Origin of the sequence: Reyranella sp. (assembly GCF_004296935.1) — a bacterium.
In the GTDB taxonomy this organism is placed as follows: domain Bacteria; phylum Pseudomonadota; class Alphaproteobacteria; order Reyranellales; family Reyranellaceae; genus Reyranella.
Map to the genome: position 1 here is coordinate 20383 of NZ_SCVH01000026.1, position 13637 is coordinate 34019.

Genomic DNA, 13637 nt, shown 5'->3' on the forward strand with positions numbered 1-13637 from the left:
CCGCCACGTCAGCCGACCTTGGCGTCGAGCCAGGCCACCGTCTCCTGGGCGACGCGGTCCCAGCCCGGCTGGCCCAGGACCCAATGGCCCTGCTGCTTATACTCGGCATAGTCCGACACATGCGCGAACCGGCGCGCGGCGCGGCGCACCACGCCGGGCGGCGTGAGCTGGTCCTTTTCCGTCGCCACGAACAGCAGCGGCACGGTCACGCGCCGGGGATCGACGGCCGCGGCCTTGCCGGCATCGAGCCAGGGCAGGGCGATCTCGAACAGGGCGCGGCCCGACTCGTGCACGAACGAGGCATGGATTTCGGTGCCATCGCGCGGGTCGGCGGTGTTGAAAGTGTACGCCAGCGCCTCGTCGAGCGTCGCCCGGTGCGGCTTGCGCCACCACGCCCAGGTCGCCTGGATCCGCAGGAAGGCCAGCAGGTTGGACGGCCTGATGCCGATCACGCTGGCGGGCGGCGCGGGCGTGAGCAAGACGCCGGCCCTGGCGAGGCCCTTGGCGCAGAGCAGCAGGGCGATCAGCCCGCCCATCGAGTGTCCGATGACGACGGGCTTCTCCGGCAGGGCCTGCAGGCTCGCTTCGAGATCGGCGACATAGTCGTGCAGGCTCGTCGTGCCGAGAGCGGGTGGTGGGGCATCCGGCGGCGCGTCGTGATGGCGCAGCGAGGAGGCGAGCGTCTGCCAGCCGCGTGCCTCGAGGAACGGACGCCAGTTCCGCCAGACGTCGGAGGTTCCCCACATGCCGTGAATCAGGACTGCCAGCCGGGCCATCGACAAGGTTATAAGGCGGTCGCCGGCCCCGGTCGACACGGGCCGCAAGCGGAGTAAGTTGGCCAAGTGAACGATACGATCTACGCCCTCCTGGCGATCGCGATGGTGTTGCTGGTGGTCAGTGTTCTCGTGCCGCTGGCCGAGAGATTTCGCCTGCCGCACACTGTCCTGTTGGCCATTGCCGGCATGGGCATGGGCTTTCTCGGGTCGTGGATCATCGCGGCCGACGTCAAGTGGGGCGCACTGGGCGACGCCTTCGTCGGCCTCGACAAGCTCGAGGTCGGCACCGATGTGTTCCTGCCGCTGTTCCTGCCGCCCTTGTTGTTTACGGCCGGCCTGACCATCGATGTGCGTCGCCTGATGGACGAGATTCATGCCGTGCTGCTGCTGGCCATCGTGGCGGTGCTGGTGTGTATCGCCTGCGTGGCCGGCGTCGTCCATGTCGCGACCGGCATCGACCTCGTGGTCTGCCTGCTGCTGGGCGCGGTGGTGTCGACCACCGACCCGGCGGCGGTCATCGGCATCTTCCGCGATGTCGGCGCACCCAAGCGGCTGTCGATTCTCGCCGAAGGCGAATCTCTGCTGAACGACGCCGTCGCCATCGCCGCGTTCGGTCTCTTCATCGGCATCATCGCGTCGCGGTCGAGCGGTGATCCCCTGAGTGCCATGGAGAGCAGTCCGATGTCGGCGGTCGGCGTCTTCCTGCGCGAGTTCATCGGCGGGCTGCTGCTGGGCTTCGTCATGGCCCGCGCCGCGATGGTCATCCTGCCGCGGCTGGGCGAGTCCGATGCCGCCATCGCGTCCGTGACGGTGAGCCTTTGCTACCTGAGCTTCGTCATCGCCGACCGTTATTTGCACGTTTCCGGCGTCGTTTCGGTCGTCATGGCGGCGCTCACGGTGGCGGCCTACGGACCCACGCATCTTCACCCGCGCCAATGGACTGCGTTGCGCCAGATCTGGACGCAGCTCGAGTTCTGGGCGAACTGCCTCATCTTCGTTCTGGCCTCGATGCTGGCGGCCAATGTGCTGCTGCATATCACCTGGCTCTATGCCTGGGGCGTCGCTGCGGTGGCCGTCGGCGCCTTCTCGGCGCGCGCCCTCGTCGTATTCGGCATGCTGCCCGTGCTCGAGGCCACCAAGCTCGTCCAGCCGGTCGACAAGCGATACAAGGCCATCCTCGTCTGGGGCGGCCTGCGCGGCGCGGTGACCATCGTGCTGGCCATGGTCGCGGCCGGCGACCTCAGGTTGCCGCTCCAGGTCCGCGAGTTCATCGCGATCTCCGCCGTGCTGTTCGTGCTGTTCACCCTGTTCGTGAATGCCACGACGCTCGGGCTCGTCATGCACCTGCTCGGGCTCGACAAGCTCAGCCGCCTCGAGCTGGCGCTGCGTGACCGGGTGCTCGCGCTGTCGCGGGTCAACGTTGCCCGCCACCTGCAGCAGATCATGCGGCAGCACAACGCGCGGACGGAAGGGATCGATGTCGATCCGGCGTCGGCCGGCGCCGCCGAGGTCGAAGCCGTGCCGGAAGAACTCGCGCTCGACCTCGACGAGCGCGTCAAGATCGGCCTGGTGACGCTCTGTACGCGCGAGAAGGAGCTCTACCTCGAGCTCTTCGAGCAGCAGATCCTGTCGCGGCGCATGGTGGCGGTCCTCGCGGCGCGCGCCGACCGGCTGATCGACAGGGTCCGGGATCGCGGCGTCGCGGGCTACGAGGAATGGCTGGACCGGATCTCCCGGCCGGATCTCGGATTCCGCGTCGCCCTGTGGCTGCATCGGCGCATCGGCATCGAGGGCATGGTGACCGAGCGGCTGGCCGACCGCTTCGAGATCCTCATGGTCTCGCAAAGCGTTCTGGGCGAGCTCGCCGCCTTCAACATCACCTCGGTTGCCGATCTGCTGGGACCGGACGCCGAGGCGCGTCTGGCCGCCCTGATCGGCAATCGCCAGACCGCGGTCGACAGCGCGTTGCGCGCGTTGTCGCTGCAGTATCCGGGCTACGCCGAGTCGATCGAGGTCCGGCAGCTCGAACGGGCCGCGATCCGCTTCGAATCGGCGGAATATGCCCGGCGCCTGCGCGAGGGCATCATCAGCCGCGAAGTCTACAACAACCTCAGGGACAAGCTCGCCGAGCGTCGTGGCGCCATCAGCCAGCGTCCGCCGCTCGACCTCGGCCTGGAACTGGCCGCCATGATCGGCCGTGTGTCGCTGTTCGCCGCGCTCGACCGCGAGACCATTGTCGAGGTCGGCAAGCGCCTGCGCGCCCTCGTGGCGCTGCCGGGCGAGAAGATCATTGCGGTCGGCGGCACGCCGGATGCCATGTACTTCGTCGCCGCCGGCGAGGTGACGGTCCATGCCGGCACCGTGTCGGTGAGGCTCAAGGAGGGCGACTTCTTCGGCGAGATGGGCCTGCTCAGCGCCCAGCCGCGCAGTGCCGACGTCGTGGCCGACGGTTACTGTCACCTCCTGGTGCTCTACAAGAAGGACTTCAATCAGCTGCTGGCGCGCCGGCCCGAGGTCCGCGCCGAAATCGAGGCAGTGGCGGCACGCCGGGTCGCCGAGAATCTGAACCAGAACAAGGCCGCGTCCTAGACGTCCCGGCTTGGTTGCCCGATAGGGGCAAAACGGCTACCAACCGCGCCGAATAAGCGGTTTTCGGAGTGTTGGAATGTCGCTCGACAAGGACACGGTGGCGCGCATCGCGCGGCTTGCCCGACTGAAGGTCCCGGAGGACGAACTCGGTACCCTGGCCGGCGAGCTGTCGGGGATCTTCGCCTGGATCGAGCAGTTGAACGAGGTCGACACCAGGAATGTCGAGCCGCTGTCGAGCGTGTCCGACGTGACCCTGCCGCTGCGCGCCGACAAGGTGACCGACGGCGGCATCGCGGCCAAGGTGCTGGCCAATGCGCCGGGCGGTGCGGTCTACATCGACCCGTCCGACAAGAACGCCGGCGGCTTCTTCACCGTGCCGAAGGTGGTGGAGTAGGCCATGGCGTCCCTGACCGACCTCACCATCACCCAGCTCGGTGCCGCACTCGCGAAGAAGGAGACGAGCGCCGTCGAGGTGGCCGACGCTCACCTCGCCAAGCTCGACGAGCATCGCGCGCTCAACGCCTTCATCACCGAGACGCCGGAGAAGGCGCGCGCCATGGCCGCGGCTTCCGACGCGCGCCGCGCCAAGGGCGAGGCGGGACTACTCGAAGGCATCCCGCTCGCAATAAAAGATCTGTTCTGCACCGAGGGCGTGCAGACCACTGCCGCCTCGCACATCCTCGAAGGATTCGTGCCGCAGTACGAGAGCACCGTGACGACCAACCTCTGGAAGTCGGGCGCGGTGATGGTCGGCAAGACCAACCTCGACGAATTCGCCATGGGCTCGTCGAACATGACCAGTCATTTCGGCGGCGTCGAGAATCCGTGGAAGCGCCGGGGCGACAATCGCAAGCTGGTGCCCGGCGGCTCGTCCGGCGGCTCGGCGGCGGCGGTCGCGGCCTACATGGTGCCGGGCAGCACCGGCACCGACACCGGCGGCTCGATCCGCCAGCCGGCGTCGTTCTGCGGCATCGTCGGCCTGAAGCCGACCTACGGCCGCTGCTCGCGCTGGGGCGTGGTTGCGTTCGCAAGCTCGCTCGATCAGCCGGGACCGTTCGCGCGGACCGTCGAGGACACGGCGCTGCTGCTGCAGGCGATGGCCGGCCACGATCCCAAGGATTCGACCTCAGCGCCGCTGGCGCTGCCCGATTTCGTCGCGGCCGCGCGCAATCCGGACATCAAGGGCCTGCGCGTCGGCATTCCCAGGGAATACCGCGTCGACGGCACGTCGCCGGAGATCGAGGCGCTGTGGACGCGCGGCATGGAGATGTTGAAGGCCGCCGGCGCGGTGTCGGTCGAGGTCTCGCTGCCCCACACCAAGTACGCGCTGCCTGCCTACTATATCGTGGCGCCGGCGGAGTGTTCGTCGAACCTGGCGCGCTACGACGGCGTGCGCTTCGGGTTGCGCGTGCCGGGCAAGGATCTGGCCGAGATGTACCAGAACACGCGGGGCGCGGGCTTCGGCAAGGAAGTGCGCCGCCGCATCATGATTGGCACCTACGTGCTGTCGGCCGGCTACTACGACGCCTATTACAAGAAGGCGCAGCAGATCCGCTCGTTGATCGCCCGTGACTTCAACCAGGCCTTCGAGAAGTGCGACGTGCTGCTGACGCCGACCGCGCCCACCGCGGCCTTTGCCGCCGGAGAGAAGATGGACGATCCGGTGACCATGTACCTCAACGACATGTTCACCATCCCGGCCTCGATGGCGGGCTTGCCCGGCATCTCGGTGCCGGCCGGTCTCGACAAGGACGGTCTGCCGCTCGGCCTGCAGCTGATCGGCCGCGCCTTCGACGAGGAAACCATGCTGCGCGCCGCCGCGGCGCTCGAGAAGGCCGCCGCTTTCGCTTCGCGGCCAGCAGGATACTGATCCTCCTCCCCATTCATATGGGGAGGTGCCCCGAAGGGGCGGAGGGGTCAGAGGTGCGAGTCAGCGCGCCGAAGATCGTTTCGAGCACCTCCTCGGTGCCGTTTGTCACGTCACTGTTCCAGAAGCGCAGAACGCAAAAGCCAGCCGAATTCAGAAAATGGTCTCGTCGCGCATCGTAAGCACGTTGATCAACATGCTGGCCGCCATCCAGCTCGATAACGACCTTGGCGGCGACACAGACGAAGTCGCAAATGTAGAGGCCGACCTGATGTTGGCGACGGAATTTGAAGCCACCGAGTTGCCGGCGCCGCAGGTGATTCCACAAGAGCCGCTCGGAGTTAGTGGGAGTTTGCCGCATGTTGCGAACGTGGCGGAGCATGGCTGCAGTACAGTATCGGAAGTGGGAGTAAATGTGAAAATAATACAACCTGTAGAGGTATTCGGCTGACCCCTCCGCCCCTGCGGGGCACCTCCCCATATGAATGGGGAGGAGGTTTATGCGGTCAGCGCAGGGCGTTTGCGTTACACTCCCGGCAACCCGGGAGAAACGACATGGCGGCAGACTTCGATCTGGTCGTGCGCGGCGGCAACCTGGCTGACGGCACCGGCGCGGCACTCCGCGAGGCCGATGTTGCGATGAAGGACGGCAAGATCGCCGCCGTTGGCAAGGTGGGCGGGCAGGGCGCCGAGGAGATCGATGCCAGGGGCCTGCTGGTCACGCCGGGCTTCGTCGACATCCACACTCATTATGATGGCCAGGCCACCTGGGACTCGCGCCTGCAGCCCTCGAGCTGGCATGGCGTCACCACGGCGGTCATGGGCAATTGCGGCGTCGGCTTCGCGCCCGTGAAGATCGAGGACCGCCAGCGCCTGATCGAATTGATGGAAGGTGTCGAGGACATTCCCGGCGCGGCGCTCGACGAGGGCCTGAAGTGGTCGTGGGAGTCGTTCGGCCAGTATCTCGATGCCCTCGAAGCCAGGCCGCGCGACATGGATCTCGGGGCCCAGCTGCCGCACGGCGCGTTGCGGGTGTTCGTGATGGGCGAGCGTGCGGCCAAACTGGAAGAGGCCACGACCGCGGAAGTGGCGCAGATGCGCGCGCTGACCGCCGAGGCGATGCGCGCCGGCGCACTGGGCTTCACCACCTCGCGCACGCTCAACCACCGCACGGTGAAGGGCGACCCGACGCCGTCGCTGCGCGCCTCCGAGGAGGAGCTGATGGGCATCGCGCTCGGCATGAAGGATGCGGGCCGCGGCGTCATCGAATTCATCTCCGATTTCAACACGCCCGATCCCGAGAGCGAGTTCGCCATGCTGAAGCGTCTGCTCGACGCCAGCGGCCGGCCGTTCTCCGTCTCGCTGGCGCAGCGACATTCCCGGCCCGACGGCTGGCGGCGACTGCTCGGCCTGGTCGAAGGCCTGGTCGCCTCGGGCCACCAGGCCAAGGCGCAGGTGGCGCCACGCCCGATCGGCGTGTTGCAGGGCCTGCAGGCGAGCCGCACCCCGTTCTCGATGTGCGCCGCCTACAAGGCGATCAACGACAAGCCGGTCGCGGAAAAGCTCGCAATCATGCGCGACCCGGCGTTCCGCGCCAGGCTGATGCAGGAGGCCGAGTTGCCGCTGCGCTCTGAGATGGCGGCGCGCCTCACCGATTTCGATCGCATGTTTGCGCTGGGCGACCCGCCCGACTACGAGCCGCCGCAGGAGAGCTCGTTCGGCGCCCAGGCGGCGCGCGAGGGAAGGCATCCGCGCGAGCTGGTCTACGATTTCCTGATCGCGGGCGAGGGCACGAATTTCATCTTCGCGCCGTTCGCCAATTACGCGGCCTACAATCTCGACTGCTGCAGCGAGATGATGCGTAGCCCGCACACGCTCATTGGATTGGGCGATGGCGGCGCTCACGTCGGGCTGATCTCCGACGGCTCGTACCCGACCTATCTTCTGTCGCATTGGGGACGCGATCGTGCCTCGGGCCGGCTCGACGTGAGCTGGCTGGTGAAGCGCCATACGCTCGACAACGCCCAGGCCGTCGGGCTCAACGACCGTGGCCGGGTGGCGGTGGGCGCCAAGGCCGATCTCAATGTCATCGACTTCGCCAAGCTGCGTGTCGAAGCGCCCGTGATGAAGTGGGACCTGCCGGCAGGCGGCAAGCGCCTGCTGCAGAAGGCGCGCGGCTACCGCGCCACCATCGTTTCCGGCGCCGTCACCTATCGTGACGGCGAAGCGACCGGCGCACTGCCGGGCCGGCTGGTCAGGGGACCGCAGGCGGCCTGACGCCGCCTAGCCCGCCCTGAGGTTGTTGTCCTTGATGACCTTGCCCCAGAACTCCTGCTCCTTCTTGACGTAGGCGGCGAAGGCCTCGGGAGAGTTGAGCACGATCTCCATGTCGAACTGGTCGACGAACTTCTTGGTGACGTCCTCGGTGCGCACCGCCTTTGAAATTGCCGCGTGCATCTTGTCGATGATCGGCTTGGGCGTTCCGGTCGGCGCATAGACGCCCCACCAGGAGAACGAGGGCAGCGCCTTGACGCCCTGTTGCGCAAGGGTGGGCGTATCGGGCGCAAGCTTGCTGCGCTGCTCGCCGGTGACGCCGACCAGCTTCAGCTTTCCGGCCCTGACGTGCGGCATCATGTTGGCGAGGCTGGTGACCGACAGGTCGGTGACGCCGGCGAGCGCATCCTGATAGAGCGGTCCACCCCCCTTGTAGGGGATGTAGTTCATCTGGAAGCCGTTCTCCTTCTGCAGGAAGGCGATGAAGATCTGCGCGAGGCTGGAGCCGAGCGATCCGATGCTGATCTTGCCCGGCTCGGCCTTGGCCGCCTTGATGGCCTCGGCGAAGGTGTTGTAAGGCCGCGTCGGATGCGCCGCGATGCCCTGCGCGCTGCGGCCGATCTGCATGACGGGCGTGAGTTCGCCGTCATTGTACGGCAGGTTGTCGTTCAGGAGCGAATTGAGGATGTGGTTGTCGAACACGATCAGCCAGGTGTTGCCGTCGGGCGGCGCCTTGGCGGCGATCGCGGCGCCGACGACGCCGCTTCCGCCCGGCTTGTTGTCGACAACGATGTTCCAGCCGGTTTGCTCGATGACCTTCGCCTGGATGATGCGGGCAATCGGGTCGGTCGAACCGCCCGGCGGGAACGGTATGAGGAACTTGATCGTGCCCTTGGGCCAGTCGGCTTGGGCATTGGCGATAGCAGGGGCGCCCAGCACTGCGGCTGTGGCGCCGGCCAAGATGGCGCGGCGACGCAATACAGACATTTTAGCCTCCCAGATACGTCTTTGTTGCCCGGGAGGCTGACGCGTCAGAGACTGCTCTGCAAGATATTTCGCAAAGCGAGTCGGGTTTTTGCTACTCGGGCTTGAGGTTGTTGTCCTTGATGACCTTGCTCCAGAACGCCTGCTCCTTGCTCTGGTAGGCGGCGAATTGCTCCGGCGAACTCAGCACGATGTCCATGTCGAACTGGTCGACGAACTTCTTGGTGACGTCGGGCGAGCGCACGGCCTTGGTGATTTCGGCGTGCATGCGATCGACGATCGGCTTGGGCGTGCCGGTCGGCGCATAGACGCCCCACCAGGCATAGGAAGGTGCCGCCTTGATGCCCTGCTCGGCGAGCGTGGGGGTGTCGGGCATCGCCTTGCTGCGCTGCTCGCCGGTGACGGCGATCAGCTTCAGTTTGCCCGCACGCACGTGCGGCACCATGTTGACCAGGCTGGATACGGAGAGGTCGGTGACACCGGCGAGGGCATCCTGAAACAGCGGCCCACCACCCTTGTAGGGGATGGTGTTCACCTCGAAACCGTTGTCCTTCTGCATCGCTGCGAACAGGACCTGGGCCTGGCTGGCGGCGAGCACGGCGACGCTGATCTTTCCGGGCTGTGCCTTGGCCGCTTTCACCGCTTCGGCGAAATTGTTGTAGGGCCGCGTCGGATGGGCCGCGATGCCCTGGGCGCTGCGGCCGATCTGCATGACCGGCATCAGTTCGCTGTCCTTGTAGGGCAGCGCGGGCGTCCAGATCGAATTCAGAATGTGGCTGTCGAACACGATCAGCCAGGTATTGCCGTCGGGCGGCGACTTGGCCGCGATCGAGGCGCCGACCACGCCGGTGCCGCCGGGCTTGTTGTCGACCACGACGTTCCAGCCGTTGAGCTCGATCAGCTTGGCCTGGATGATCCGCGCGATCGGGTCGGTCGATCCGCCCGGCGGGAAGGGCACGATGAACTTGATCGGACCCTTGGGCCAGTCGGCCTGGGCATTGGCGATGGCGGGCGCGCCGAAAGTTGCAGCGGCGGCGCCGGCCAGCACGGAACGGCGGCGGAGAATAGTCATCATAGCCTCCCAAGGGGTGTCTTTGTTGGCGGCGAGCCTAAGCATGGACAGGCGACGCGCAAGTGCCTATTTACCCGTTATGTCACTGATCAAAGGCGAAACTGGCGAGTGGGAAATCGTGCTCGGGCTGGAAGTCCATGCCCAGGTCATTTCCGACGCCAAGCTCTTCTCCGGCGCCCCGACCACGTTCGGCGCCGACCCCAACACCCAGGTCTCACTGGTCGATGCCGCCATGCCCGGCATGCTGCCGGTGATCAACGAGCGCTGCGTCGAGCAGGCGGTGCGCACCGGCCTCGGGCTCAATGCCCAGATCAACCTGCGCTCGGTGTTCGACCGCAAGAACTACTTTTATGCCGACCTGCCGGCCGGCTACCAGATCTCACAGTACAAGGACCCGATCGTGGGCGAGGGTGCCGTCGAGATCGATCTGCCCGACGGCGCGACCAAGACCATCGGCATCGAGCGCCTGCATCTCGAGCAGGACGCCGGCAAGAGCCTGCACGACCAGCATCCGAGCCAGACCTACGTCGACCTGAACAGGTCGGGTGTGGCACTGATGGAAATCGTCAGCCGTCCCGACATGCGCAATGCCGACGAGGCGGCGGCCTACCTCACCAAGCTGCGCTCGATCGTGCGCTATCTCGGCACCTGCGACGGCAACATGGACGAGGGCTCCATGCGCTGCGACGTCAACGTCTCGGTGCGCAAGCCTGGCGCCGACCTCGGCACGCGCTGCGAGATCAAGAACGTGAACTCGATCCGTTACGTCAAGCAGGCCATCGAGTACGAGGCGCGCCGCCAGGTCGAGATCATCGAAGGCGGCGGCAAGATCGTGCAGGAAACGCGGCTGTTCGATCCGGGCCGCGGCGAGACGCGCTCCATGCGCTCCAAGGAAGACGCGCACGACTATCGCTACTTCCCCGATCCCGACCTGCTGCCGCTGGTCTTCACCCAGGCCTATGTCGACAGGATCCGGGCCAGCTTGCCGGAGCTTCCCGATGCGCGGAAAGCGCGCTTCATCAAGGAGTACGGTCTGACGCCCTACGATGCGGGCGTGCTGGTCCTGGAGAAGGAGACGGCGGCGTTCTTCGACACGGTGGCCAAGGGCCGCGACGCGAAGGAAGCCGTGAAGCTCGTCACGGGCGATTTCTTTGCCATGCTGAACCGGCGTGGCGCCACGATCGCGGAGTCGCCGATCAAGGCGGAGCATCTCGGCAAGCTGCTCGACCTGCAGGCCGACGGCACGATCTCCGGCCGCATCGCCAAGGACCTGTTCCTCGCCATGGAAGAGACCGGCAAGGACCCGGCCGTCCTGGTCGAGGAGCGCGGCCTGAAGCAGGTGACCGATACCGGCGCCATCGAGGCTGCCATCAAGGCGGTGATCGACGCCAATCCCGGCCAGGTCACGGCCTACAAGGCCAAGCCCACCCTGATGGGCTGGTTCGTCGGCCAGGTCATGAAGTCGACCGGCGGCAAGGCCAATCCCAAGATCGTCAACGAGTTGCTGAAGAAGGCACTCGACGCCTGATCTGTTACGGATCGGCGTAGCGCGCCAGGCGAGCCCGCGTGCCGTCCTCGGACCAGATGAGGGCTGCGATCTGGCCGTCGGGCGTCCTCGCGATTTCGGTCACATCCCCCACGGGGCTTTTCCAGCGCAGGCTGCCTGAGGCATCGGCGCGGACCACGTTCCGGGCGTTGTAGGGGTCGGGCTTCTCGGTGACGATCGCGGCGAAGCCGTCGCCGTCGGCAATGATCCAATTGGTGCCGTCGAACGGCCAGGCCGCGCGGCCCTTCACCTTGCCGCTGTCGTCATAGAAGATCAGTTCGCGTCGAGGCGGCTTGGAGTCAGTATAGTTCATAACAACGCTACCGTCGCGGAGAACCGCGGCCGTGTAACAGCCAATTCCCGCAAGCCGGGCGCGCGCGAGCCTCCTGCCGTCGGCGGCGTAACGGTCGAGGAAACATTCCAGCGTGAATTTTTCGCCCTGCGTCTCCTCGAGGATCACGATCCAGCTTCCATCGGCTCGCACGCCAATGGCGTTGACGCTCTCGGGGAAGCCGCGACCGGGACCCGCCTGCCAGAGGCGCACGCCGTCGAGGCTGAACTTGCCCAACCACCACGCGTAGGGACCACTGCCAAACCCGCCGGCCAACACCGCGGCGTTGTCGGCGGTCGGAACATAGTGCCGAAGTTCGTAGTAGCCATCGGGGTCGTATCGTGTCGACGCGGCGCTAGGAGGTGAAATAGCGGTCTGCTTCTTGATCCGGCCGTCGGTACCCAGCCGGAACAGCGTGGATTTCACGCCGCTCACGAACACGGCCGTATCGCCTGAACGCGTTGCAATGACACCCATCGAAGCAACGGCGAATCCCCGAGGCCCGATGGGCAGGTCGAGTGGCAGCACGGTCCTCACCTTCTCCGAGCCGGTCGATGTCATCGCGATCAGCTCGACACGCGCCTCGGACGCTTCCGTGACCTCGTTCAGTATGACGTAGTGGGTGCCATCTGCGCCGACGGCCAGCCGGCCGGGTAGGATGCCGGGGGCGGGCTTGTAGCCGGGTGCCGGCAGCACGGCGACGTCGAGCACGATCCGCGGTTGCGGCTGTGCGAGCGCGGGGTTGCAGAGAAAGGCGAGGGCGAGGATTGCCAGATTACGCATGGCGCGAACCATATGTGCTAGGCTCGCCCGGCGAAAGCGGGAGAAACGATGACCGCGAAACTCTACGCCATGACCTGCGGCCGTTTGGTCGGCCGCCTGAAAGATATGATCGAGGGCGAGGACGGGCAGGTGATGCTGCCGATCCCGTCCTACCTGATCGAGCATTCCAAGGGCCGCGTCCTGTTCGACACCGGCATGCACCCGCAATGCCGGACCGATGCTGCCGGGCGGCTGGGCGAGCGCGTGGCGCGGATCTTCGGCTTTGAGCACTACGGCGCCGCCGACGACGTGAAGTCGCGCCTCGAATCCATCGACCGCGATCCCGGCAAGGTCGACTACATCGTGAATTCACATCTGCATTTCGACCATGCCGGCGGCAACGAACTGGTGCCCAACGCAACCATGGTGGTGCAGAAGCGCGAGTGGCAGGCCGCGCAGGATCCGGAGACGGCGGCCAAGGTCGGCTTCTTCAAGGCCGACTTCGACCATGGCCACCCGGTCAAGCAGGTCGAGGGCGAACACGATTTGTTTGGCGACGGCAGCGTGGTTTGCATCCCGACCTACGGTCACACGCCCGGCCATCAGTCGCTCAAGGTGCGGACGGAGAAGGGTGAGATCGTCCTGACCGGCGACGCCTGCTATTTCTGCCGCACCTTGAAGGAGCGCCGGCTGCCGCGCTTCGTCTATGACCGCGAACAGATGCTGGCGTCGCTCGATCGTCTCGCCGCACTGGAACGGGCCGGGGCCAAGCTGTTCTTCGGCCACGACCCCGACTTCTGGAAAGACGTGCCCCAGGCGCCGGTCCCGGCGTTTTAGGATCGACGCCCTGGGGTATCTGGCTATTCGGGCACCGCCTGACCGGAGCCGCCCAGTTCGGCCGGGAAGTCTTTCAGCTTGGGCAGGCCGTCCTTCATCCGCAGCACCGTCTCCGAGTAGTTCACGTGGACGCCCGGTGTGAAGGTGACGCCGGGGATCGTTGCGGCATAGACGTCTGTCAGGCCGAGAGGCGGGTGATCGGTCATGATGTGGCCGCCGCATTTCGTGCAGAACTTGCGGTCGCTCACCGGCGTCTTCATGAAATGGCCGACGAATTCGGCACCTTTCGTGACCTTGACGTTGCCGGGCTTCCACAGGGTGAAGGCGTTTACCGGCCCCGCCGACCACGACCGGCAGGAACTGCAGTGACAGTAACCCATGGCCTCGGGCGCGCCCGTGACCTCAACCTCAACGGCGCCGCAGAAGCAGGCGCCGGTATGTTTGGCAGGCATTTCTTCTCTCCTGGTTGCCGGCTTCCGCCGGATACAATCAATCGTGATGTGTCGAATGTAGACGGCTGCGGAGAACTCCTTTATTTGCCGCGTCGTTAACGAGGCCGGGACGCCCCGATGAGCACTGGAAATATCATCGGGGAGCGA

The 13637-nt window shown here is 66.1% G+C and carries 12 protein-coding genes; 6 read left to right on the forward strand and 6 right to left on the reverse strand.

The genetic code is table 11. The features are described 5' to 3' along the window. Positions 1–8 precede the first annotated feature (8 nt). Complete coding sequence (locus tag EPO55_RS03465) at positions 9–776, reverse strand: alpha/beta hydrolase (protein ID WP_296335027.1); 768 nt, start codon at positions 774–776, stop codon at positions 9–11. 66 nt (positions 777–842) lie between these two features. On the opposite strand from EPO55_RS03465, the gene EPO55_RS03470 reads away from it, so the two are divergent. The 3 genes from EPO55_RS03470 (at position 843) to gatA (ending at position 5235) form a co-directional block, all read left to right on the forward strand. Further along, entirely contained in the window at positions 843–3365 is a 2523-nt protein-coding gene (locus EPO55_RS03470; protein ID WP_296335028.1) for a cation:proton antiporter, read from the forward strand. Between the two features lie 76 nt (positions 3366–3441). Beyond that, complete coding sequence (gene gatC, locus EPO55_RS03475; protein WP_296335029.1) at positions 3442–3759, forward strand: Asp-tRNA(Asn)/Glu-tRNA(Gln) amidotransferase subunit GatC; 318 nt, start codon at positions 3442–3444, stop codon at positions 3757–3759. Positions 3760–3762: 3 nt separating this feature from the next. After that, positions 3763–5235: an Asp-tRNA(Asn)/Glu-tRNA(Gln) amidotransferase subunit GatA gene (gene gatA / locus EPO55_RS03480; protein ID WP_296335030.1), complete on the forward strand. Its 1473-nt coding sequence runs from the start codon at positions 3763–3765 to the stop codon at positions 5233–5235. Positions 5236–5248: 13 nt separating this feature from the next. On the opposite strand, the gene EPO55_RS03485 is transcribed toward gatA, so the two are convergent. Then, entirely contained in the window at positions 5249–5548 is a 300-nt protein-coding gene (locus EPO55_RS03485) for an endonuclease domain-containing protein (RefSeq protein ID WP_296335041.1), read from the reverse strand. A 239-nt stretch (positions 5549–5787) separates the two neighbouring features. Between EPO55_RS03485 and EPO55_RS03490 the strand changes: the two genes are divergently transcribed. Continuing rightward, complete coding sequence (locus EPO55_RS03490; RefSeq protein WP_296335031.1) at positions 5788–7509, forward strand: amidohydrolase family protein; 1722 nt, start codon at positions 5788–5790, stop codon at positions 7507–7509. Positions 7510–7515: 6 nt separating this feature from the next. Here EPO55_RS03490 and EPO55_RS03495 read toward each other — a convergent pair whose 3' ends face one another. Together EPO55_RS03495 and EPO55_RS03500 are read right to left on the reverse strand one after the other, a co-directional pair. After that, a complete protein-coding gene (locus EPO55_RS03495; protein ID WP_296335032.1) occupies positions 7516–8493 on the reverse strand; it encodes a tripartite tricarboxylate transporter substrate binding protein in 978 nt (325 codons plus the stop codon). A 91-nt stretch (positions 8494–8584) separates the two neighbouring features. Further along, complete coding sequence (locus tag EPO55_RS03500; RefSeq protein ID WP_296335033.1) at positions 8585–9562, reverse strand: tripartite tricarboxylate transporter substrate-binding protein; 978 nt, start codon at positions 9560–9562, stop codon at positions 8585–8587. A gap of 79 nt (positions 9563–9641) precedes the next feature. Between EPO55_RS03500 and gatB the strand changes: the two genes are divergently transcribed. After that, positions 9642–11090: an Asp-tRNA(Asn)/Glu-tRNA(Gln) amidotransferase subunit GatB gene (gene gatB / locus EPO55_RS03505; RefSeq protein ID WP_296335034.1), complete on the forward strand. Its 1449-nt coding sequence runs from the start codon at positions 9642–9644 to the stop codon at positions 11088–11090. A 4-nt stretch (positions 11091–11094) separates the two neighbouring features. Here the strand turns inward: gatB and EPO55_RS03510 are convergent, their stop codons facing one another. Further along, the gene (locus EPO55_RS03510) at positions 11095–12222 is read right to left on the reverse strand and encodes a hypothetical protein (protein WP_296335035.1); all 1128 of its coding nucleotides are present in this window, start codon (positions 12220–12222) and stop codon (positions 11095–11097) included. Positions 12223–12270: 48 nt separating this feature from the next. Here EPO55_RS03510 and EPO55_RS03515 point away from each other — a divergent pair, with 48 nt between their 5' ends. Continuing rightward, positions 12271–13038: an N-acyl homoserine lactonase family protein gene (locus tag EPO55_RS03515; protein ID WP_296335036.1), complete on the forward strand. Its 768-nt coding sequence runs from the start codon at positions 12271–12273 to the stop codon at positions 13036–13038. Between the two features lie 23 nt (positions 13039–13061). On the opposite strand, the gene EPO55_RS03520 is transcribed toward EPO55_RS03515, so the two are convergent. Further along, positions 13062–13490 carry a GFA family protein gene (locus EPO55_RS03520; RefSeq protein WP_296335037.1) on the reverse strand — a complete coding sequence of 143 codons (429 nt, stop codon included), beginning with the start codon at positions 13488–13490 and terminating at the stop codon, positions 13062–13064. Positions 13491–13637 lie beyond the last annotated feature (147 nt).